Annotated in this window: 11 protein-coding genes and 6 pseudogenes; 6 read left to right on the forward strand and 11 right to left on the reverse strand. The window is 43.6% G+C overall.

All coding sequences use genetic code 11. From position 1 onward, the window contains the following. Nucleotides 1-173: 173 nt before the first annotated feature. Nucleotides 174-2276, reverse strand: coding sequence for a TonB-dependent siderophore receptor (locus N4T56_RS05410; protein ID WP_261732495.1), 2103 nt, complete (start codon nt 2274-2276; stop codon nt 174-176). A gap of 253 nt (nt 2277-2529) precedes the next feature. Here N4T56_RS05410 and N4T56_RS05415 point away from each other — a divergent pair, with 253 nt between their 5' ends. Both N4T56_RS05415 and N4T56_RS05420 read left to right on the forward strand, forming a co-directional pair. Next, the gene (locus N4T56_RS05415) at nt 2530-3699 is read left to right on the forward strand and encodes a PepSY-associated TM helix domain-containing protein (RefSeq protein WP_261732496.1); all 1170 of its coding nucleotides are present in this window, start codon (nt 2530-2532) and stop codon (nt 3697-3699) included. Between the two features lie 7 nt (nt 3700-3706). Then, nucleotides 3707-4171, forward strand: coding sequence for a hypothetical protein (locus N4T56_RS05420; RefSeq protein ID WP_261732497.1), 465 nt, complete (start codon nt 3707-3709; stop codon nt 4169-4171). A 90-nt stretch (nt 4172-4261) separates the two neighbouring features. Here the strand turns inward: N4T56_RS05420 and N4T56_RS05425 are convergent, their stop codons facing one another. Further along, the gene (locus tag N4T56_RS05425) at nt 4262-4618 is read right to left on the reverse strand and encodes a YkgJ family cysteine cluster protein (protein WP_261732498.1); all 357 of its coding nucleotides are present in this window, start codon (nt 4616-4618) and stop codon (nt 4262-4264) included. A 224-nt stretch (nt 4619-4842) separates the two neighbouring features. On the opposite strand from N4T56_RS05425, the gene N4T56_RS05430 reads away from it, so the two are divergent. From N4T56_RS05430 to N4T56_RS05445, 4 genes are read left to right on the forward strand one after another with little or no spacing between them, the layout of a single operon-like run. Continuing rightward, on the forward strand, nt 4843-5400 hold the full coding sequence (locus N4T56_RS05430; RefSeq protein ID WP_261732499.1) for a hypothetical protein: 558 nt from the start codon (nt 4843-4845) through the stop codon (nt 5398-5400). Further along, nucleotides 5397-6101 carry a hypothetical protein gene (locus N4T56_RS05435; protein ID WP_261732500.1) on the forward strand — a complete coding sequence of 235 codons (705 nt, stop codon included), beginning with the start codon at nt 5397-5399 and terminating at the stop codon, nt 6099-6101. The genes N4T56_RS05430 and N4T56_RS05435 overlap by 4 nt, the downstream gene beginning before the upstream one ends. Further along, nucleotides 6101-6619 (forward strand): hypothetical protein, encoded by a 519-nt coding sequence (locus tag N4T56_RS05440; protein ID WP_261732501.1) that lies wholly within the window; start codon nt 6101-6103, stop codon nt 6617-6619. The genes N4T56_RS05435 and N4T56_RS05440 overlap by 1 nt, the downstream gene beginning before the upstream one ends. Beyond that, nucleotides 6597-7295 (forward strand): alpha/beta hydrolase family protein, encoded by a 699-nt coding sequence (locus N4T56_RS05445; RefSeq protein WP_261732502.1) that lies wholly within the window; start codon nt 6597-6599, stop codon nt 7293-7295. The genes N4T56_RS05440 and N4T56_RS05445 overlap by 23 nt, the downstream gene beginning before the upstream one ends. A 205-nt stretch (nt 7296-7500) precedes the next feature. Here the strand turns inward: N4T56_RS05445 and N4T56_RS05450 are convergent, their stop codons facing one another. From N4T56_RS05450 to N4T56_RS05495, 9 genes and pseudogenes are all read right to left on the reverse strand, one after another. Continuing rightward, a complete protein-coding gene (locus N4T56_RS05450) occupies nt 7501-8289 on the reverse strand; it encodes a hypothetical protein (protein ID WP_261732503.1) in 789 nt (262 codons plus the stop codon). Between the two features lie 321 nt (nt 8290-8610). After that, nucleotides 8611-10745 (reverse strand): annotated as a pseudogene (gene recD, locus N4T56_RS05455) (exodeoxyribonuclease V subunit alpha). Beyond that, nucleotides 10739-14554 (reverse strand): annotated as a pseudogene (locus N4T56_RS05460) (UvrD-helicase domain-containing protein). The pseudogenes recD and N4T56_RS05460 overlap by 7 nt, the downstream one beginning before the upstream one ends. Next, a pseudogene (gene recC / locus N4T56_RS05465) lies at nt 14551-18297 on the reverse strand (exodeoxyribonuclease V subunit gamma). The pseudogenes N4T56_RS05460 and recC overlap by 4 nt, the downstream one beginning before the upstream one ends. A 126-nt stretch (nt 18298-18423) precedes the next feature. Continuing rightward, a pseudogene (locus N4T56_RS05470) lies at nt 18424-20474 on the reverse strand (transglutaminase TgpA family protein). After that, nucleotides 20474-21568, reverse strand: coding sequence for a DUF58 domain-containing protein (locus N4T56_RS05475; RefSeq protein WP_261732504.1), 1095 nt, complete (start codon nt 21566-21568; stop codon nt 20474-20476). Before N4T56_RS05475 ends, N4T56_RS05470 begins: the two are co-directional and overlap by 1 nt. Nucleotides 21569-21589: 21 nt before the next feature. Then, nucleotides 21590-21802, reverse strand: coding sequence for a hypothetical protein (locus N4T56_RS22690; RefSeq protein WP_390904015.1), 213 nt, complete (start codon nt 21800-21802; stop codon nt 21590-21592). Between the two features lie 262 nt (nt 21803-22064). Beyond that, nucleotides 22065-22369, reverse strand: a pseudogene (locus N4T56_RS05490) (AAA family ATPase); the annotation flags it as partial. Between the two features lie 248 nt (nt 22370-22617). Next, nucleotides 22618-24546, reverse strand: a pseudogene (locus N4T56_RS05495) (transglycosylase SLT domain-containing protein). Nucleotides 24547-24638: the final 92 nt, after the last annotated feature.

Raw genomic sequence — 24638 nt, forward strand, 5'->3', positions numbered from 1 at the left:
CCTTCTATGCTGCTTAATAGTATTTTGACGTAGAGCAACTATGCCTACAATCCTATTACTTGCCTAGAAGGTACAGAATTCCCGCTGAATGGCCAGATAATTAGTGGAATTGATATTATTTGGCTTAAGTACTCATTAAAACTGAGTGCGTTAAGCCGCTTAGCCGTGGCTATTTAAAAGCGATAGGTTAAGTTAACTGAACCGTTAACTGGTGCGCCGTAATAGCCAACAGTCGCTAAACTGTTAATGTATTTTTCATCAGTCAGGTTATTAATGTTTGCTCTTAAGGTGAGGTCGTCAGACATATCCCAGCTGGCAAAAGCATTAACGACTAGGTAGGCATCTTGCTCGACGTTGTAATCAACATTTTTGGTTTTAGACTGCCATCGGCCGCCCAAGCCAACACTCACATCAGGTAGTTGTGGCAAGGTATAATCCATCGAAAAGTTCACCACGTTACGCGCGGCCCATTCGTTTGCTTTATCACCGTTTTCGTCTTCGACATCAAGCAAGGTGTAACCAAATACCGCATTAAGGTTGTCTGTTACACGCCCGGTCACTTCAACTTCAAAGCCCTTTGATTCGACGTTGATACCTTCATAAAAGTAATTTCCGTCGGCATTGAGGCCGGCGTAGCTTGCGAGGTTATTTTGCTCAGCACTAAATAACGCAAAGGTTGCCATTAAGTCGTTATCAAGCCAAAGGGTTTTAAGCCCAAGCTCATAGTTAACCCCTTTAGTGGGCGCTAAAAAATACCCATCGTAATCATACTGCTCTTGTGGTTGGTAAATATCTGAATAACTAAAATAGGTATTGATATCATCTGTGATGCTGTAAACCACACCCGCATAAGGGCTGAATTCACTCTCATCGTTGTCGATATCAACGCCGCTATTTACACCCTCGCGAGTATATTTTATTGCATTAAAGCCTGCGACTAAGAACAGGCTGTCATTGATATTGTATTTAGTTGAACCATAAGCGCGAAGCAAGCTTACATCGATGTCTGAGTATTCTACTTTATCGCCCCATTCTGGTTCTGGGATGGCATCAAGATCATAAGGGAATGCTGGTGTTGGCTCATAAGCAGCTGTAGTTGCATAGTCAAATGGGTACTGGTACATGTACTTTTTACTTTGAGAGCCGCTCAATCCTAAAGTCATCTCGTGATCTTGACCAAACAAGCTGTAATGCCCAAGTGTGGTAATGTCTAATAAGTCGGCTGAGAAGTCAGTGTCATAACGTCCTGGCCAACCGGTTAAACCTAAGCCCGTGTCTTTGTCGATAGTGCCATAGGCGTAAAATAATTTGCTTTGGTCTTCCAAGCCTTGGTGATTATAGGCGATTTTCAGGTCCCAATCGTTAGGGAGTATATAAGTGTATTCAACAAAAGCTGTGGTATTGAGAGTGTCCCACATGGTCCATTCTTGGGTGGTTGTTGCGCTTGTGTCCCACTCGGCCTGGGTGCCGTCAGTGTAGTTAAAGACTAATCCGCCCCAGGTATTGCCGTCGGTGTTGGCATCTTGGTAAGAAAAGCCAAATGCTAATGTTGAATTATCGGTTAATTGGCCGTCTACGACAGCATAAAGATAGCCACGGTCATTTTCTAGGCCGTCTAAGTAGGAGTCTTTATCTTCGGCAACCGCGACAACCCTTGCAGCCCAGCTACCACTGTCTGTTAACAGGACTGAGTAATCGGCTTGCACGCGTTTAAAATCGTCCGTACCGTATGACACACCCACTTCACCTTCATTTTCGTTCGTAGGGCGTTTGCGTACGTAATTAATGGTACCAGCAGAATTACCAATACCTGTAAGTAAGCCGTTTGCACCGCGAATGACTTCAATTTTTTCGTAACCATAAGCTTCCATTGCTCCGGTCACAATCCCCCAATCATTTGGTAAACCCACCCCATCAATTTGGGTACTTTTAATTTCAAAACCGCGGGAGGTATATTGTGTTCGGTTGGTTTCCCACTCTTCGACATTGATACCGGTCGCCAGACGAAGTACGTCATTAAGGTTGTTAGCGGCAAAGTTAGTGATTTGCTCGTTGCTGACCACACTGATTGATTGCGGTGTTTCATCAATCTCCATGGTTAATCCGGTTGCACCTTGACTAACACGTTTATAGCGGACACCCAATATTTGGATTTTTTCGATATTTTGGTCAATGTTATCAGCATTTTGCTGCTCGGCTGCATAGGCTTGGGGCTGCACAAAAAGGCTCATCGCCAAAGCTATTGTTGAAAATGCAAAGATATTTTTAGGTTGCATGGTTTGCCTTACCTGATTGCTAAGATGACTGGAATTAACAATGTGACACAATGTTAATATTCACGAATGGTATTGTTAATCATTATCATTTACAACCCGATATTGAGATAAAAAACACAAAACGCGATCAATAAATCATTATTTACAATTAATAATGATTATCATTACATTATTGTTGAGATTAGTTATCAATCGTATTAGCATATTGGCAATATTGGTCTTTACCTAGGCCGCGGACCGATCCGGAAGACAAATGGCAAAACTTAATAATCGATTTTGGTTTAAACTGCATGGCTGGTTTTCATTACCCATGTGGATCATTTTTTGTTTTGTGTGCCTTACAGGGATCATTTCAGTCATTAGCCATGAGTTAACCTGGCTGACAAATCCTGAAGCACGTGCAAGTAATCCACAGCAAGCCCAAGAAAAGCCGATGTCGGAACTGGTAGAGATTGTTCAGCAAGCCCACCCAACGGCCAGTATTTCAACGGTAATGAGTTTTGAGCCTTATTTGGTTAATGCGGTTATTTTTACCGATAAAGACGTGCCGTTTGCTATTGCCTATGTCAACCAATACACAGGTGACATTCAGGAGATTAACCAAGGCATCACCTTCATTAATTTTATGCGGTCTTTGCATGGCTGGTTGCTGTTTCCTTGGCATAGTAATTACAGCGTGGGCTATTACATTGTTTGTGCAATGGCCATTGTGATGCTTGGCGCGCTCATTACTGGGCTGGTGGTGTATAAAAATTTCTGGCGGGCTTTTACTCAACCTAAATTACGTATTACTCAAGGCAAAAAAACACTGCTTGCAGATTTACATCGTTTAGCGGGTGTATGGTCGATGTGGTTTTTACTGCTGATGAGCATTACTGGTTTGTGGTATTTGGCACAAGCGATGATGTGGCACAATCATATTGAGCTTGAAGAGCACGCACCGTTAATTGAAGTCAGTCAGGTGCCTATGTCGTCTAATGAGGCGCCGACAAGACCTTATACACTGTCTAATGCGTTACAAGTTGCTGAACAACAGTTTCCAGGCTTTAAAAGTACCTATGTCATGCTGCCAGAGCACCAAAGAGATACGTATAAAGTGTATGGTCAAGGCGATCATATTTTTTACGACCAATACGCTTATGGTGTAACAGTTAACCCATGGAATGGAGCGATTGAAAGCGAACGTTCACCAGCGAAAATGACCACATTACAAACGCTATCGCATATTGCCGATCCGCTGCATTACGGCACAATTGGTGGGCTATGGACAAAAGCGATTTGGTTTGTTTTTGGCATTTTTCTCACGGGCATGTCGATTACAGGCTTTTTAATGTGGGGAGGGCGCATTGTCAAAGCCGCTAAAGCTGATTTAGACGTGACCTCGAGTGTTAACTCGCACTTAGTTAAACAGGAGAGTCACTAATGGCTGCATGCAAAACACGCTTTGGAACCGTTACAAATATAAAATCAATGGCTTAATATTAGTGCTCGTTGGCTATTTTTTATATCAGTCTCTGTTTCCGCAATTTCCTGATGCGCTGCCCACTCAGGAGCTGGGTGCATTTGAAGTTACGCCAATTCCTTACAATGTAGATGCCCCATATCTGCATGATGGTACTTATACCAAAGACTTTTTACTCTTGTTCAGTAAAGGGCAGGTGAGTGCGATCCGCCAGGCATATTTAACCATTGGAACAGCACCTTTGCCATTAGCGACTTTAGCCTCTGGGGACGCAGGGATTTTACACGGTAGCCAACATGGACAAGAAGTGCATGCTATTGCGCCTGAAGTATTGCGGGCAGAGCATAAAATCTGGTTAACGATTGAAGATTGGCAAGGGCAGCATCAAGTGACAAGCTGGGCTTTACCAGAGATTTTATATTCAAATAACTGATAGCTAGCCTGGTGCGCTATTTGCTGGTAGTTAGTGCTGGTAGTTAGTGCTGGAGGTAAGCTATCAGTCGCCAGCAATAACGCCCAATCGTTAAATGCCAAAGGCCTTACGCTCAGATTCACACTCATATTCTGCCATCTCAAACTCACGGCAAATAAGTGGTCTTAGCTCGTAAATTGAACACATCATGGTGTCTCTGTCTAGCGCTGCGCACCAACCATCATCAAGGCGACGCATCACTTCTCCGCCCCAATTATCTTTGGCTATATAGACTTTGGGTACGCCGGTTTCGGTAATTAACATCACTTCTAAACGGCAGCAGCATGCTTGACAGTTTGAGCAGGTTATCGGATTTTGGCTTGGCGTAGCGGTGTCGATAGCACTGCCTGATTGAGGTGAGGCGCTAGGTGCTATATCGGTAAACTTGGCAATAAGATTTGAAGGCATTAAAGGCTGCGGTTAACTATTTTGGCTAAGGATACCGTAAATTAGCAGAGGTAAGAAAATTTACTTTACATTGGAAGCGTTAATTTTTAACAGGCTCTAAAATTTCTATTTTATCTTAACTCTACATTTGTTATCTTTTTGTGTTTAAAAAGTTAAAAGTGATAGTGAGGTCAGTTATTTACCGACTTCATCAATAATAATAACAATCGACATGGAGTGGTTGTGTGAATCAATATCGACAATGGGTGTTAGGCGCCTTTGGTATGGCGTTATGTGGAGTGTCAACTTTAGGGTATTGCCTCCCCAAATTGGGTGACGACGAGGGGTATATTCTTGTTGCGATGAAAATTGAGCAAGGTTACGTACCGAGTCATATTACCATAGAGGGTAAAGGCTGGCTGTCAGATTTGAAGCTCGAACAAGTTAAACCTAATTACAACTACTGGCTAGAAGTGGTAGATGCAGGCAGTTATACATGGGACCGCGTGTACCTAGGCAAACGGACGTATATTGACGTTGCCGAACAAGGCTACGTGATAAATGTCGAGGCCGGAAAGATTAATTATGCCGGCCATCTTTCAATGTATACCGAAATGAATGGCAGTTTAGATACCTTGATTGGTGGTGCTCGGTTCTATTTTAATAACAAAGCCAGCCAAGCGTTGGAATACATGGAAGCGAGTTATCCTGAAGTGTTAACTCAATATAATTTGAACTACACAGGCAAAGAAAAAGATCACTTTTTTGAATATGCTAAAGCAATTGAAGGGAATCAATTATGAAGCTGATTAACGGTATTCTCATCGCTCTAACGTTTATTTCTATGGCTGCCACCGCAAACCTTGAAGACGACTTCTTCAGAAACCCAGATGTCGTCGCGCCTAAGTTAAGTCCCCAGGGTCAACACTTACTGTATAAAAAGCTGGTCGATAACAATTATACTGTGGTACTTGCTGGCACAGATTTTAGTTGGGATACCAAGGTAATTAGTTTTGGCCTGCAATCTAAGAGAGTCATTAGTGACTTTGGTTGGTTAGGAAAAACCTATTTTAGTGTCACCACATTTGATCGCCACTCTGGTATGCAGTTATTGGTGTACAAAGTGGATGAAGCCAATAGCGTGACTCAGGTTGCTTTGTTAAAACATACTTATTTATTTGACCCATTACTTGCGGTTGACGACACCTTTATTGCTCAGCGCTATAAAAATGGTAAAGCCCACTTATTTACTATTAACGTGACTGAAGACAGTTTTGAAGCACAGTTTCGGAGTAAAAAGCGTATATCAAAAGGCCCATTTCCTGAAGGGGGTGGTTACTTAACTCTTTTGGTGAACCCAACGTTAATTTTATTAGCGAAGGTGGTGTTACAGAAGTTCATGTTAAAAAAGCCGACAATCGAAAGTGGCAACAAGTTTGGCGGCAAAGTGATCAAACTAAATTTATACCCGTATGGTTTGATGATGCTAAAAATGAACTGTTAGTGTTATCTGAGCAGCAAAGTGGTTATCAAAGTTTATCTCGTTATGATATTCAGTCTCAGACGTTTAGCGGCGAAGTGTACCGTTTACCTGGGCGTGATATTGTTGGCATTATTCAAAATCCTTATGACAGCAGTATCATAGGTTATACCTATATGCTCGGTGGCGTATTGGTGCAAAATTATGACAATAAGTTGTCGACATACACCAGTGCATCAGAGGACAAAGAAGACAGTTATGTGATTCACTTTGATCAAGATTACCAAAAAATAGTCACCATTAATCAATCGATTGATTCACCTTCCGCATACTACCTATTTGACACTAAAACAGGTCATAGTCAGCTGATTGGTGAAGAACGTCCCTGGTTAAATAAGTACTCATTAGGTAAAAGCTCTGTGATTAAATCGATTTCTTCAGACGGTGTTGAAGTTGAGTCGTATTTGACCATGCCAAGCCAATCTACAGTGAAAGAGGTGCCTTTATTGGTGATGCCTCATGGCGGAGCCATTAGGTGTTAATGACACGCGACATTTTTCAGTGGATGTGCATTATTTTGTGCAAAAAGGCTATGCGGTATTAACGCCAAACTATCGTGGTTCATCAGGCTTTGGCAAAAAATTTCTTAACAGTGGCAAGCGTCAATGGGGTCGGCTCATTGAAGACGATATAGAATCAGCAGTAACTCAAGCCATTGCTAGGCAAGATATTGATGGTCAAAAAGTGTGTGTATTTGGCATAAGTTACGGTGGTTATTCAGCATTAATAAGTGCCATAAGACGGCCTGATTTGTATAAATGTGCCATTTCTTATGCTGGCGTGACAGACATTCCATTGCTGTTTTCAGATCATAATATTTCTGAAAAAGATGATTCTCGACGGGTGTTGATTGATATTCTTGGCGACCCAAATGAATCTTGGGATACCTTAGTTGAGTACTCTCCGGTGTATAGAATGAATGAACTGTCGATTCCTATTTTTATTGCTCAAGGTGGCAGGGATCGCGTGGTTGATTCGGAGCATTATTTCCGCTTGAAGTACGTATTGGATAAATTAGGCAAGCCGTATGAATCGATGTTTTTTGGCAATGAGGTTCATGGGTTTAACTACATTAATACTCAGCAAGCGTTATACAACAGTATTGATCAATTTATGCAGCAAAGCTTTGCTGAAAGTGAAGTCACGCCAACACTATAACTGTCTTGTCATTTAATGAAGCCACCGTATGTTAGTGGCTTTTAATGTTAACGAATGTTTTAACTACGACAACTAATCTAAAATACCATTAAAGTTAGGTTGTTCTGTTTGTTTTATGGTGATTAAGTTGGATTTCTTTTAATTGATCACAAAAAAGCACCACAAGGTGCTTTTTTGTTGTTAATCTATTGATTATAAACCAATATTATAGATTCAATAAGTAGGATTTAATAAATTGAGGCTGGTTTGGCGCTTTTGGTGTCGTTTTAAATGCTAGGGTTTCATTGTTTTGACGCAGTTTTAACTCATCAGTAAATTGGCATTCAATGGTATTAATGTGAGCGATTTTCTTTTTAAAGCTTTGATCGTTTTCACACATAGAAACCATTTCATTTGCTACCTGTGCGCAAAATGAACCGACAGCGTAAGTTTGCAACGCTTTATCATCAATTGTTTTCCAATCAACTTTTGTCTCTACTTTGAGGCCGCATTGCTTATCTATTTCGTTATTCGCATCAATGATATTTTTCTGCTGGTAAGTTAAGTGTTTTTCACGATTAAACATTGCTAACTTAGCTTGAACACCTTGACTCTGTTGCTCTTCGAATTGCGCTTTTAAATCTGCAACAATGATTGGGTTAGACTTGTCTTTTGTGGCTAAATAAATACCATCTCTGCTACCAGGTATATATAGAGTGTACGAACAACAACCATATCCGTCATCAACACTGATTAAACTTCGCTCAGTACCATCATAAATATATTTATAAGCGTTGTTACTACCATGAGGTTTAAAATCGGTCAAAAATGCAATGTCATCAATCTCATGATTAATGCCTGTTACTTTAACTAACGCTTGTTTTTTATCAGTTGTTGGCACAATAACAACATTGACACCATCACCAGAACTCAGCGCTATTGGATATTTAGCGAGTTCTAAAGCAAAGCTGTTAGATGATAGGAGCACACAGGCGATAAACAATATTTTTTTCACAATAAGTCCTTTTAAGTTTTTTAAGTTTTTGATTATATGAATTTATAATATTGATGGTAATTGATTTTAAGTGTGATGTCTCGAGTAACTTTACAGTGTCTTCTCGTTAAAATGTAATACGACCAAATCAAAAATATCAGTCATCAAGCCATTAAATATGGATTGATGACTTTAGTAAACAAAGTTGGAAGACTTATTTGCGAAGATAAATTTAGTGACATTACTTCAAGTAGATAAGCGTGCCTTAATTAGATCGGTATACCCACTCAAAATCGATAAATCATTATCCTGCTAATCTCTGTGCGTTATGCTCAACTGACATTACCCCCACAATCTCCAGGCCAAGCCCGATGCGCGTGAGGTGGCTTGCTGGCTGGCTTTTTCAAATATGTTTGCGCTGCCTAGGCAATAAAAATGGTTTTTGGCGCGGGTGATGGCGGTGTATACCAGTTCTTTGGTGAGTAACTGCCATTGGGCGATGCTCGGGCGTGTGGGCAGCACAAAGCTGACTTTATCAAATTCGCTGCCCTGGCTTTTGTGTACTGTCATGGCGTAGCAGGTTTGGTGGCTTGGTAATCTGGCGGGCAATACTTTTAATAAGCTGCCATCAGCCATCACAAAATGCGCCATTAAGCGCTCTGGTTTATTGCGGTCTTGTAAAATTAAGCCAATGTCGCCATTGAATAAGCCTAGGTTGTAATCGTTACTTTGAATAATGATGGGTCTGCCAAGGTAAAACTCACCTTGAACATGGATTAATCGAGCTTGTTTTAGGCTTTCAGTCACCGCAATGTTGATGCCTTCAACGCCAAATTCACCGGCACGCATGGCGCATAAAATACGGTATTGGTTAAAGCTGTCGATAATGGCTTGTTCACTGTGTGGTAACACAATTGGCTCATGGGATTCTGTCTCTGGGTCAGTTTGTCGCTGAGAGTATGCCAAAATCGCCTGTTGATTGGCGTTAACTTGCTGTAAATATTCTCCATAAGCCTGTACCGATAACCACAGTAATTGCTGTTTACCCACGTTTTCACCCTGGGCATTTTGTTGGTGTTCATACCAATTCAGCTCGGCGTGTTGTTGGCGCCACACCTGACGGATAGCAGTCACGTTAGCCTGATTGACAGCATTTGCGAGCAAGCCAATGCCGGCATCACCTTTAAAACGATGACTGTGCATTAACATGCATAAGCTGTCGCCGATTTTCGGTTGTGGGTGAATAAACTGACTTACATCTTGACCTGTTAGTTGACCAATTTGCAGCGCTTGGTAGCCTGGCTGTAACGCATTGACCATGGTGATGGCATATTATCTTGCCCATGCTTTAAACCAATGCAAATGTCGGCTAATACAGCGCCTGCTTCAACGGAGGCGAGCTGGTCTTGATCTCCCAGTAAAATCAATCTGCCATGAGCGGGTAAGGCGCTGAGCAGTTTGTGCATCATGGGTAGGTCGACCATTGAGGCTTCGTCGACCACTAATAAGTCGAGCCGTAATGGATTGTCTTGATGATGCCTAAATTGGTGCGAGTTAGGTATAACCCCTAAGAGTCTATGCAACGTTGAAGCTTCTTCTGGGATGTTAGTGAGCGCTTCAATCAACACAGCAGCAATGCTTTGATCAGCTAATTGGGTTAGTTCTTTGTGCAAACGCTGCTTTGAGGCTTTAATCGATTCACTTAAGCGTGCAGCTGCTTTACCTGTGGGCGCGACTAGGCGAATGGTTAAATTCGATTGGGTAAGTAGCAATAATAATAACTTGGTTACCGTGGTGGTTTTACCGGTACCCGAGCCGCCAGTGATCACCGCTAATGCGTTGATGAGCGCGGTGGCAGTGGCGATTTTTTGCCAATCTATAATGGCAGAATTATCTGTTTGTTTATTGGGAAATAAGTTGTCGATAAGCTGTGGCAATTGGCTTTGGCTTAAATCAATATCGATTTGCTGGCTGGCAAGCTGGGTCAGTTTATTAGCGACTTGGGTTTCAAAAAAGTGGTATTTATTAAGATATAAACGGCCATACTCTAAAATTAATGGCTTATTGTCACCGGGTAAACCGACAGCGTCAAACTGACTGATTTGTTCAATCAATTGGCTATGGTTTAGGCTGATTTGGCAGTTAATGTGTGCATATTTGTGGCTGTCTTCTGCCATCGGGTTGGCTAAATTAATTTGCTCAATAACCAAACAACTGTGCTGATTAGACAGTTGTTGGCTTAATAACGCGCACACTAACAGAAACAGCGATGTTGAACTGTTATCTGGCTGTAATGGCTGTTGCACGTTTTCAGTATTAGCCGCTGTGTTTTGCACAGAAGTGTCAGCCGATACCTGTGTTGACATAGATTCAATACTGGCAAGTTCAAGAGCAAAATGGCGGTCAAGCGGAGTTAATAAGCGCTGTTGTTGCCATTGTTTAAGCAATAAATCGATAGGCAGACTGAGCATTAGCATGTTGGCGTCTCCATAACAGCGTGAGTTGCATCGCCATTAAATAGGCTGTCGAGTTGCTCAATTAACGCTTGTGGTGGTTTGTCAAAAAATACGCCACTACCGGGGTGTTCTGGGCTCATGCCGCGTAAAAATAAGTAATAGCAGCCGCCCAGGTGTTGCTGGTAATCATAGCCGGGTAAGCGTAAGCGTAAATAACGATGTAATGCCAGGGTATACAAGATGTACTGCAAGTTATAGCGGTGGCTATTAATGGCTTGTGCCATGGCGCTTTCGCTATAGTCGCTAAACTTGTCGCCAAGATGGTTAGACTTATAATCGGCAATGTAATAGCGGCTACTGGTGCTCAAAGGTTAAATCGATAAAGCCTTTTAGCATGCCTTGCAAGGTGTCAAAGTCGAGCCCGGCGACATAGCCGTGTTGCTGTAATATGTGGTTTAACTGCTGCGCTTGTAAGGTGGAGATAGGCAGATAAAACTCCATTTCGACACTGGTTTGTTTGGACGGCAATTGCATTAGGTTAATCGCGTCTGAGTCATGGTGAATTGATTGATGCTTGGCTAACGGTGTCGCTAAAATATGTTGATACCACAGGCTTAACGGTTCAAACCATAATGTTTCATCAAAACCATATTGCTTCATGGCTTTTTGCAACGCGCCGGCAAGTTCAGTGTCTGCTTGGGTAAAATCAAATAGCTCTAACACTAAGTGCATAAAGCTACCGGCGTTAGCGCCTCGCTCAAAGCTAAAGCGGTCAAGTTGTGGCTCAAGGAGTTCGTCATCTTGTAACTGCAATTGCAGCAGTTCATCACTAAAGTCTTCATCATCGGCACCTGGGGCGACGCGCTCATGGGGCAAATGTTTCACTAGGCCTGAGTAACTGCCGACTCGCCAGCCTAAACTTGGCTTACGTGTAAGCGCTTTAGCGCTTAAATGCACATCGTTGTTATCAGTGCTGGTTAGTGCTGATGTGTCGATGGTATCGGTAATTTGGCTTACGCTAATAGCATCAATAGTGGCGATTTTGTCGACCTGCGCTTTGATTAAATTAAACTCGGTGTGCTTATCGACAATCCCCAATAAATAGCCAATTCCGGTTTCGTGCAGTTGGCTGCTGATGCCCGCTTTGAGCTTGCGACTTTGATTGGCAATGTATAAATAACACACATAAATAGGCCGGGTTAATGCAACGTACAATAAACGTAAATCTTCGGCGAGGGTTTCTTGTTTAAGCAGCTCCCAACCTTCATCTGTAGCGTCTATGTCCCACACTAATTGCTCATTTTGGTGATACAACATCGGTGACGGGCGTCGGCTGTTGTTTCTGGCGAGGCTAATAAATGGCACAAAACACACAGGGTATTCAAGCCCCTTACTTTTGTGAATTGTCACAATTTGCACCAAGTTTTGTTCACTCTCTAGGCGCAGCTGTTGCTCATCGCCGCTTTGGGTGCTGATAAGCTGTTGCTCATACCAATTAATTAAGGCGCTACTGCCATCAAGCTCGGTGGCTTTTTGCTGCAGTAATTCGGCTAAATGCCTAAAGTCGGTAAGGCGACGCTCGCCCGAACCTTTACTGTTTGCCGCCTTGTCACTGTCGTTAATATCGTTAATGTGTTCGCTTTTAATCTGCTCAGCTTGCGACAGATATCGATGAATTAATTGGGTTTCGCTGGCAAAGTTAAGCAGCGCTGGCATCACGCCGCGTGTTAACCATAGCTCGTGCCAGTGAATAAATTGATTGAGCACTTGTTGGCGCTGTTCTTCATCCTGATTAAATTGATGAATTTGTAATGCACTGTAGCCCACTAACTCGGTGGCGAGGGCGGCACGGATGGCTCGCTCATCTTTTGGGGTGGCGAGGGCATACAACAACAGCGCCATTTCACGTGCTTCTAGAGTGTTAAACACACTGTCGCGACTTAAAAATACCGCACCAATTTTACGGGCTGACAACTCAGCTTTCATCACCGCGGCTTCGTTGCGATCGCGCACCAACACAGCAATGTGTTTCGCAATGAGCGGTTCACCCTCTGTGTTGCCTTTGTTGTTTATAGTGCATAACCCTTGCTGCGATTCGGTTAATAAACGTTTTATTTCACTGGCGGCGTCGGCGGCAAGTATCTGTCGGGCAGTGGCTTTATTTAAGCCAAGTTCACTGTCTTCGGCGAGTAATTTAATCCGTAATGCGCTTGGGTCTGTATTGGCTTCTGTTAACCGTTTATGAGCCGAAGTGGGTGGCGTATTGACTTGGTCATAAGGAATTTCATCACTAATAAACGGATTGCTGTGCTGGCTAAATAATTGATTGACGCCGTCGACTAACTTGGTGGATGAGCGATAGTTTGTCTCTAGATTATAGTGCGCTTGTGTTTGTTGGCGAGTCGCAATGTAGGTGTAAATATCGGCGCCGCGAGAAGGCATAAATGGCTTGTTTAGGGTCGCCAATCATTAACAAACTGAGCTTGCCTGTTTGCTGGCCGTTTGCTTCAACCTGCTCAGGGCTGTTTGTTTCAATTGGCTCAGGGCTGTTTGTTTCAATTGGCTCAGGGCTGTTCTCTGCAACAAGTTCAAGTTGGGAGGCCAGTGGCTGCTGGTAGACCTGGTTAAAAATAGTAAATTGCAGCGGATCGGTATCTTGGAACTCATCAATTAATGCTACTGGAAATCGCTTGGCGATCGCCTGGCCTAAAGTGTGCGGATTTTGGCTTAATGCCATGGCTAAACTGAGTAGTAAATCATCGGGCGTCATTAAGTTGCGTTGCTGCTTTTGCCCAGCAAAACGTTGGCGGATCCCTTCACGAGCGCGCACTAAAAATGATGGAATTAACTGATTAATGAGCTCAAGTAACTTGTCGATATGTTCAAGCAAGGGGGCTTCAGCTGCGCTGGGTAGCACTCCGCCTTTATTGAGTTTAAGCTCTGATAAGGCAATTTGTTCTAAGGCTTTAATTGGCGGTAATCCCTGGCCGAATGTTGCCCAGTTACTGATGTCGTCAAACACCTTGGCAAGCTTGGGGTAACCATCGCTTGCTTTACCAAAGCGTTGGCCATTGAGGGGCAGTTTATGCAGTAATGCTAAGGTGTCGTTGTGTTTGCCTCGCCATAATAAATTAAAACGATTTAGGCTTATGCTTAACTCTGAGCTGAGTTTATCAAATGCCAGTGGCTGGTTTGACAATTGAGCACTGACTGGCACCAAGTAACGGGCGTAAATTTTGTGCCAGCGCATCGGGTTCGGCAAATTTATCGCTAATGGCTTCGGCTAAAAAGGGCGGCAACGGATAACAGACTTCACGCCAAAAATCACGCACGGCATGATGTAAAAATTCGCTGTCATCAAGGGTGAATTCTGACTCAAACAGGAGTGAGGATTCAAAAGCCATGTCGGATAAAATACGCTGACAAAAACCATGAATGGTAAATATGGCGGCTTCGTCTAACGATTTTAAAGCTAAATCTAGGCGGCGCAGCGCGATAGGGCGCTCATCTTCTGTAATGTCTTGGTATAACTGCTCAATAAACGGATCGTCAATGGGCAAGCCTAAAAAACGTTTAAATGCCAAGTTGATACGTTTACGGATCCGGTCGCGCAGTTCTTCGGTTGCGGCATTGGTAAAGGTCACTACCAAAATTTGTTCACAGCTCAGTGGTGCATTGGCGCCATGGCCGAGTAATAAACGTAAATACAAACCCGATATCGTATAGGTTTTACCGGTACCGGCGCTGGCCTCAATTAAACTGGAGCCTGCAAAGGGCAGGGTTAATGCGTCTAACGGGGTGACTTTATTGTCGCTGCTGGCTTGCTTCATTGTTTCGATCCCGTGGTCGAACGGGTAATACTGACTACATCAGCTGATTTTGGCGCATTAGGGGTGGTTATTTCACTGACAAAGCCTTCAAGCTCTGCCAGTTTATCTTTGTGATACAGACTTATCATGGGTTGTAATAAATGCTCGACCAGTTGGCCAAAACCTTCCTGGCTAAAATCATCGGGGAAGTTAAATAAACGCTGATTGTGCGGGTCAAAGGCTTCGCCAAATCGGGTTTGACCATCGTCCCATTTCGCTTCAGTTTTAAGCAGTTTATCTTCGTGCTCACCTTCCGCTTCGGCATAGGCAAAGGCGGTTTTAGGCATAAAGCACAGTGGTTGGCGCTGGCTCTGAATAAAGCACACAATAAAGCGCATCAGTTGTTCGCGGGCTTGCTCGGTAGTGATGGGGGCAAAAGCATGAAAATGACCAATGTCGAGCAAGTAACTGTAGCCTTGTTTGGCTTTATGTTGCGCTGTTGGCGAAGCTTGATCAGCCATGGCATTGAGGCATAAATGACGTAAATACACTCTAATAAAGTCGCGTCCGTGTGCGGTGCCTGGGCGATAATTAACGAGGCCTTTTGGTAAGATATCGTCTATACGGCCAACCAAATTAACCCGAATTTTTGAGGCGTTCTCTTCAGTGTCTGACTCGAGATTTAAGTCAAAATTAAGATCGACATTCACTGTATGCATGGGCTGCTCGTCTTGTAAAAACTGCACTCGGTTAATTAATGGCACGATGTCGCGTTGATATTGCGCTAACAAGATATTATCAAACGGTGCCATGGGCAGCTCTCCGCTGGCTTTAAGGCGATTGATAAGTGCCTCGTTTGGTACGCTCAGTTTATTGTCGATGGCGTTATCTATCATCGATAATTGCAATATAAAGCGCTCTAATGCATTGAGGCTAAATGGCTCATCGTTGTCATCTGCTTGAATATCTAATGATAAATCCACTTTTAAACTGCGATTAAAAAAGAACTGAGCTGGGTTTCGATAAAAGCGGATTAGCGATGACAGCTCCAATTCGACCACTTTAATGCCTTGGCTATCAATATGACTATGAGCAAACACTTCGTCAGCCTGTTCGGCTGATAAGGGCAATGGTTGATTAAAAAATGGCATACTAATCATTCCTTGTTTAGCAGGTGGACACCACTGTGAATTATAGCTTTGCTGTAGTGAGATGTTATTGCGGTTGCGACTAAATAAATTAGCATCAAATGGCTGTAATGGTTGTGCTTGGATCAGTTGTTGTAATACTAGGTTGTCGGCCTCATCATTGCTGACCTCATGGCTCTTTTCAAGTTGATGTTTAAGTGTTGATGGCAAGTAACTTAATTGGCAATATTCAATTAATTCTGACACTAGCATTGAAGCAATCCGTTCAGCATTGTCGCGCTCGCTGTGGCCAATATAGCTGATGTACAGTTGTTGTCTGGCGGATAAGAGTGCTTCTAAAAATAAGTATCTGTCGTCTAAACGGCGCGATCGGTCACCTTTTTTAGAGCCAAAGTGAGCCATTAAATCAAAACCGACAGGGTGCTGAACTCGGGGGTATACGCCATCGTTCATACCTAATAAGCATACAACATTAAATGGAATTGAGCGCATTGGCATCAAGGTACAAAAGTTAATGCTGCCGGCAAGATAGCGTTGGCCAACACGAGACTCGGTAAGGCGTTGATTAAACCATTGCTTTAAGACTTCAATATTGACCTGGCCTTGGTGTCCTGCACTTTCAAGCTCTGTTTCTAACGCAACTAAAGCGTCACGTATCGCTTGGATTTGCTCGCGTTCGTCATCATTGGCGTCGTAACAGTCGGCCAATAATTGCTGTAATTGGGCCAAACGTTGTTGGGTGTTAAAGTCGCCGGCAAATAAGCTGTAGTAGGTGTCGATAGTTTCTAAAAAGTTAAGCAGTTTACCTAATGCTTGCGACGACTGACCCTCAACGCCTTGTACGGTTAACGTACCCTGATATATCTCAGCCTGATCGTTAAATGCATAACCTAAGATTAAGCGTTTAATGCCAAAGGCTCATGAGTTTTGTGCGAAGGGTGCCACACCTAATTGGCTGCGTGTATCTTGATCGCGGCCTCAACGAACATTGGCTTGATCTAACCAACGGCGAATAAGCGACAGTTCGTCATCATCAAGATCGAAACGGCGTAAAATAGCCGGCACTTCTAAAATACTGATAATTTCAGTTAAGCCAAAGCGGCTTTGGTTGATATTAAGCAGGGTTAAAAAGCTATTAATCAGAGGTGACTCTTGTGCTGCGCCGCGATCTGCAATGGCATAAGGTAGGTAGTAGTCGCCTTTTTGTGGATTCGTGTCGGCAAAATATTGGCTGTTTGCTGTGCCAAATACGGCGTCGATAAATGGCGCATATGCCGCGACATCTGGCATCATCACCACAATATCTTTAGGGCGTAAACTGCTGTCACTAGACAACAACTCAAGCAAATGGTCGTGTAGGGTTTCGACTTCTCTTAAGGCACTGTGACAACTGCGCAGCGTAATAGAATTGTCGTTAATGTGCAGTTCTCGTCTGGCGCCTAAGTCCTGGTAAATATCAGCATCTGGCCCTAATGGTTGCCCGAGGGTTTCCATTTGTAAAATGTCGTACTGTACGCCATGCAATAGGTTGTCTGGTGTGGGTTCAACATAACAATCGTAACCAAAGTCGGTGTGCTCGGGCGGTAAACTGAGCATTAAATCCAGCAATTCGCGGCTCATCTGACCGTTATTTGCCAGTAATGGATTACCCACTTCTAGCTTGTCTTCCCAGCCCTGATCGAGTTGTTTTTTGTTGGCATATTGCAGTGCCATGCGCGCTCTGGCTTTGGGCTCAATTATGTCGCCCCAATAATGCTGACACGGGCTTAGGGATAACATGATCACGTCTATTCTTGAGGCTAAATGGTAAAGCACCTCAAGGGTTTGTGGTGGCATGGATGAAATACCAAATACATATAAGCGTTCGGGCAGCATGGATAAATCTGTGGCGGGGTTTATCAATGCTGCCAGCAAATCGGCGTGTAAATTAGCGCGATGATAATGGCTAGCTTGTAGCTGGTGGCGATTGTAATCGACCAGTGCGCGCCACAAAATAGGTTGCCAGCGTTGATTGTCATCGAGTTCAAGCTGGGTATTGATTTGGCTGAGCGGAATGTTTTGCTCCCAGGCGAGAATCCACTCTGGGCGATAAACCAAATATTGGTCAAATATATCGGCAATGCGACCACATAATTGAAATAACTTAATCGCCTCGTGGGCGGTGTCGTTTGTTTGCAGTGTGTGGCTGGCCCCTTCGACGCTACTTGTCGCTTCGAGATCGATGACTAACGCGTCGGGTTGATTACTATCTGGGGTGAGCTGCGGGCTTAAATATTGCTTTAATGGGCTAAAGTCGCTGTTGTCTAGCAAACTTGGCAATAAATCCATTAGTTTCCAGGTCATTGCCGCTTTAGTAAATGCGTTATCTTTTGGTACGTTGGGCAGTAAATCATGGCATAACTGCCAGGTAAAACTCGATGGCAGCGGAAAGGTTAACGCCGCCGCAATACCATTGTGCTTGGCCACTTCTAACCGTAACCAGGTCGACATACCGGGACTTTGCACCAGAATATGTTCACCGCTCAATACATTCAGGTTATCGGAGCTAATCGCCAGCAATTTGGCTAGCTGCTGTGATAACACTTCCATTTGATTTGATTGAATTAAGGTAAGCATGAGCAACTCGCTGATTTGACATTAATTCATTCTATGAACTCTAGAGAATTTCAGCAATCAAAACTGTGTAATCGTATATTACTTGCTGAACTAATATGCACTGTTTTATTTAACCAGTGCAGAGGATTAACTGCGCAATAAACGTAGGCGTAATTTGCGGTATAAGCGCATAAATTGTTGCTGTTGTTGCAGGCTTTGCTCTGGCGTCAACGGTTGATATTTGAGTGCCATAAAGGCCTGACTGAGTGCGTTAAAGTCGGCCGCTAAACGTGGATGTTTGTCACTGAGACGTGCCACTACATCGTTAGCGTAATCTTGTGGCGCTTGGCCTTGTGGGCGTGCGATACCTCGTTTAGCTAAACGCTGACACACTAACTGATAACGTTTGTTCAGCGGATCTTGTTGGGCGTTTTGACTAAATAATCCGGCATAGTAACCAATCACTAAAGCAATGATGATAAAGCTAAAAATCATCATTAAAGCAATCTTACTGCTGGTGACATCCCCTAATAGTTTTGATAACACTTGTTGTTTGCGCTCTTCATCAAACCCTAACACCCACACGCTCCAATAGTAATCGAGGCTAGAGAGTTGCTGGCGTAATTCGTTAAGCCAGGGGTATTGCTTCATTCTTAAGGTGCTAAATGGACTGTCTTGCAGGTAGCTGGTTTGGCTGTCAAATGTGGCGTCAAAGCCATCTAAAATTCGTTGCGGTGCAATCATGGCTGTGGGGTCAAATCGTTGCCAGCCTTTGCCTTCTAGCCACACTTCGGTCCATGCATAGGCCATGTATTGATAAACGCTGTAGTAACCGGCTTGTGAGTTGTATTCGCCGCCTTGATAACCGGTCACCATACGCGCAGGTAGACCACTCGCACGGCCATAAACACCATTGCAGAGGCGTAATGTGCACAAAATCCAGCGCGATTTTCAAATAAAAAATCATCAATTTGCTGCTCGCCAACCGGCGGTGGGCTCAAAGTATAATAATAAGCTTGCTCGGCAAAGTAATTCATCATGGCGTTTAAACGCACTTGTGGCTCGGGATAATCTTGCGCAAATTTCTTCGCTAAAGCTTGGGTTTTAAGATTACTGTTGGGTGGTAAGGCCAAATTTAATTTTTTGGTATTGTCTTTTAACGTTGGTTCCATGACGCTGTCTGGGTATGAGGTTACGCGATAGCTCATACGTTGATCGACAGGTCTAAGCGAATACAAGCTATAGTCAGGCAGCTCAACTACTTGGCTGTTGTCACTAAAGGCTTCGTCGAGGCCATATAACCATTTTTGGTGACTGGGTTCGCTAATGACGATGTAATCCACTTTACGGCTTTGGCCTGTCAGTATGGCTTTATCGCGTTGTGGTTTTTGAAAAAACGCCTGACGTTGTAAATTTTTAATGCTCGGGCCCTGCCGCCATGTTTTGCCGTCGTAGTTTTCCATGACCAAGGTGCGCCAATATAAATCTTGGTTTGCAGAGCCTGTGGTACTGCCGTCAAAATTTTCAAAGCCTGCTCGAAAAGCCAGCTCTGCTGAGCGAGTCAATTTACTGATGTCGCCAAAAGACACTTCATCAGATAAACCAGTGGTAGCCGATTTCATATTAGGCACTAGCCATAAAGGATCAAGGCGTGGAAACACCACAAACAATAAAATAGCTAATGGTAGACTTTGTAAGACTAATTTAATGCTAAAGCCAAAATTGGCGAACTTATTAGATTTATCTTGATAGACGCTGATTAAAATACCGGTGTTAATGATAACCACCGTAAATAAATGCAAGGTGTTGAGCATGCCTTGCTGGTCGAGCAAGGTAAGCGCAATCAAAAAGTACCCAACCAATACAATGGCTTTAACATCTCGTTGCTCGCGCATTTCGATGTATTTAAGGGCATAGCCTAAAATCAGTAAATTGACTAATGCGTTAAGTAAGCCGATTTCGGATGACACTAAGGCGAGGGTGACAGCAGCACCAATGGCTAATGATGTGACTAACATCTTAGGCGGTGCGGCCACTTTACCTAGGTATATTCCGACTCGCCAGACAAAGCAAATAGCACAGATGCCGATGCTCCACAGTGTGGCTTGTTGATAAAGTGGGCTTAATACGGCCACATTGGTGACTAATAACCAAAATAGGGTATTACGGCTGATGATGGCGTCAAAATTATCTTTCATTATGTCGCCTCTACATCGAGATTGGCCGAGCTTGGAGTAAAGTCGGGGTTGATACTACCATAGGCTTGGTAGGTTGCTATTGCCGTTTGACAGGCAATGCGATGTGCTTCACCAGTGTGTTGGTTGATGACAGTGTTTCCAAGTATTAAACCAAAAATTTGCTGGGTTTGGCTGAGTTTATCGACTTGCCAGGCAAGGCGACTGAGCTGCTGTTCAAGATCTTTACCACTGGTTTGGGCTAACGAAAGCCAGACGGGTAAGCCTTCTGGCTCGGCAAACTCTTTTGACAACATGCCTTTGTCTTGCGCCCATTGTTTCCACGCGACTTGTTTAAGTGATTCTCCCGGAACATAAGCGCGCAAGCCTTTGTAATCATCGACACCTGGGCGTAATTTTCCGTGTTCATGTTGGCTGTCGCTGTCACTCAATTGGCTAGAGAGCACAATGTCACAGGCTTCGGGTTTGGCAAATATTACATGATGAATATCAAGGTCGACATATGACCATGCACGGCACAAGCCTAATGGAAAATTGGATGACACTTTAATACGTCCGGGAGTTAAGTGGCCACGTTTTGGATGTTCAAATGGCACCGCAGCCACGGATTGTTGTTCCATGTGTTTTAAGCGCACATGGCGCTGATGTTTAAACTGTAAACAGATTTGTTGATGGGAAGTGTCACTGTGTTTATTGCTTGTGTGACCGGTAAGCATGATCGGAAATGGGCTGTCGTCGCCGGCATAGGCTATTGGCGGATTGACGGCATTAAAACTGAGCCCTGCAAGATTTTTGTAACTGTAAATAATGCAGGTGTGAAACACACTGGCTAATAATAAGCTTAAGCCTATCACTAAGTTGTTTTGGTAGTTTGTGCCAAACAAGTAGAGCAACACAATCAGCCCCATCCAAAATAAACCAAAGCCGCTGGGTAAAATAAAAATACTGCGGTGGCTTAAGGTGATGTGCTTTTGAGGCGGTAAACGCCGAGTGAGCCAACGATCCCAGCGTTTTGTCATTGACGCGGGGATAAGGCGTTGCAGCCACGACGGTTTGCTATAACCTGACTGAGCTTTGTTGGCGTTATGTTTGCTCATGTTAATTGTAAACCCTTAGCGTTAGCGAATGGGGTTAACACTGGCCAGAATAGTGTCAGACAGCGCCTGACCCTGGAACTGGCTACTACTGCGAATGCGATGCTCTGCAACTGAAGCAAATACCGCTTGAATGTCTTCGGGTACTACATATTGGCGCTGGTGAATAAACGCCCATGCTTTTGCAGCTTGCAACAGTGCAATACTGTACTCTTGGCGATAAACCACTGGCCACATCGTGCTGGCGCGAATAATCAACTAAGGCAATAAGGTAATTCAGTACCGCATCAGACGCTGACACTTGCGCTACTTGTTGCTGTAGCAATAACAATTCTTGTGGTGTGATGCATTGAGCCTGCGCTGCTTGTTTAGTGGCTTGTGTGTGGGTTTTTAGCATGGCCAATTCGGCTTCATGATTAGGGTAACCAATTGAAATACGCATCATAAAGCGGTCAAGCTGTGATTCTGGCAGCGGGAAAGTACCGGCTTGATCTAATGGGTTTTGAGTGGCAATCACAAAAAAAGGTGAGCTTAAATGATGGGTGATACCATCAATAGTGATTTGTTGCTCGGCCATAGCTTCAAGCAGCGCGCTTTGGGTTTTTGGGCTGGCACGGTTAATTTCATCTGCAAGCAGCATTTGGTTAAATACTGGCCTTTATGAAACACAAACTGTTGTTGCTCTTTGCTGTAAATAGACACCCCAAGAATGTCGGCCGGCAGCATGTCGCTGGTAAATTGAATACGTTGGTAACTCATGCCTAAGCTACTGGCAATGCCTTGAGACAAGCTGGTTTTACCCATACCTGGCAAGTCTTCAATCAGTAAATGACCTTTTGCAAGAATACAGGTTACCGCCAGTTTAATTTGCTCTGGCTTGCCTAACAATACGCTTGCTAGTTGTTTTAATAAGGTTTCGATAGTTGATTGCGACACGAACGCTCCCAGTATTTTAACCTCTAGAGATTGAGGTTGTAGCTAAGTGGTGGATTGCAGGTTGATGACCCCATCGAGCATCAATCTAATACGTTACCCTGAGCGCGAGTGTAAAGCTAGTATCGATAGCTCAGTTCTTTAGGGCTAAACAGGCTATTGGTTGATTGATCTTTTTGTTGAAAAATCATCCGATAACTTAATACGGCTTGCACATACTCGCGGGTTTCGGTGTACGGAATGGTTTCAATAAATGTCATGACATCTAAGGTGCCATCTGACGCTTTAAGCCAGCGACGGACACTGCCAGGACCTGCGTTGTAGGCTGCGGTAGCCAAGACTCTATTTTGGTCAAATTGTTTGAGCAACTCACTGTAATAAGCACTGCCTAACATGATATTGACTTTAGGGTCGTATAAGTCTTTAACGTGTTTGAATGGTATTTTGTTCTTTTTAGCGGTTTGTTTGGCGGTTGCCGGCATTAATTGCATTAAACCTCGCGCGCCCACGCCTGATGTCGCATAAGGATAAAATGCACTTTCGCGGCGAGATATCGCTCTAATTTCATCAATATTGACCTTATACTTTTTACTGGCTTCAACAAATTCATCATTGGCTGCAAGCGGGAAGCGCAGTGCTAACGAGTCCCATAATTTGCCTTGGATACTCGACTCAACACTAAATCCATGCCAACCCTGCTTTAGCGCGTACAATCCATACTGCCCTGTCATGTCATTTTCATGTCGGCGCATTAGGTAAACCCATTCATTACGAGCGTCGATAATTTTGTCTAATGCCATGAGTTCAATCACTCGAGCAAGGCCTTTGTCTTGATGCAGTTTAGCTTGTAGTTCAGGGTTAGGTGCCAGATTGTCATTGTTCATCGAAAATGGATTACCTAACGCTTCAGCTGCACTAAAACCATAAAAGTTGCGTTGGCGGCTTAACGCTGACTGTAACTCTGTCGCTTTGGTTTTATTTTTGCGGGCAAGCATTTTTGCTTGCCAGTAAAGCCAACGCGGATTGGTTTTACCCTTATCACTTAATAAACCCAGATAGGTGTCTACTGTGCTGTAGTCAAGTTCGCGAAGTGCCCAGCGTAAACGCATTTCGTATAAATCGTCAGATGCCAGTAATGGCAGCATGTTGTCGATATGGCTCACCAGCTGAGTGTCTTGTTTTATTAATGCTCTGCGCACTAAATAACGGTTAAGCTGTCGCGCTTCAACGTCACTAAAACGGTTGGCTTTTTGATACTTTACATACAATTTTATGGCTTGATGTAAGTCTTTACGAGCCAGTTTTCGTAATCCCACATCGACAATATTGCCGATAATCGGCTTTGAGCTGTCAAATTTGTTCATGTGGCGCAATATATTGGGGTCGCGATACACCGACATCAATAATTTAGCCTGGGTTTTATGTTGAGTGATTTTTTTCGATAAATAGCTTAATAGGCTAGATTGACCGGCATTAAAGCTCAATAGCATACGTTGCCAAATGACTTCTTGGCTGCGATGACCCGCTTGGATTCACTTATCAAATACAGGATCGCATTCTTTTGGGCGCGAGTAGCCATGTATCCATAAGCGCTCGATGCCTTTATATGCCATGTCTTTGTTACCCGCATCAAGCTGGGCTTGATAAAAATAACATTGCAGACGAATGTCGTTTGGCGTGTCGGGAGAGATCACTAAAAAGTCTTCCCAGCGCTGTTTTTTACCCGCATTGAGCAGGTATCGATAACGAAGATTGTTGTACAGCGGAGTGGTATCAAACTGGTTAATTGCAGTGAGCGCAGCGCTACCTGACGATTGAATAATGCCATCCATTTTTGCATGGTAATCTAAGTAAACGGTGAGTGGATAGTCGGCTAATTTATTGCGTAATGTTTGGTACTTACCCAGCTGTTTGTTGTCGAGCGCTTTGCGAGCGTCAAGGTACATTTGTTGTTGCGTTGTTAGTGCGCAGGCTTGGCTAATGAAAGCCAAGGGAGCTGCCAAAATTAATGCACCAGTAATCAGTTTTTTAGCCCAAGTGTTACGCATTTAAAAGAGAATCTCCGCCTCAATACTTCGTTTGCGATAAGGTATACGGTTTACTTACGCCCAAGGATTACTATTGCGCGTATTGATTAAAT

The sequence above is a fragment of the Shewanella phaeophyticola genome (assembly GCF_025398315.1).
Lineage (GTDB): Bacteria > Pseudomonadota > Gammaproteobacteria > Enterobacterales > Shewanellaceae > Shewanella > Shewanella phaeophyticola.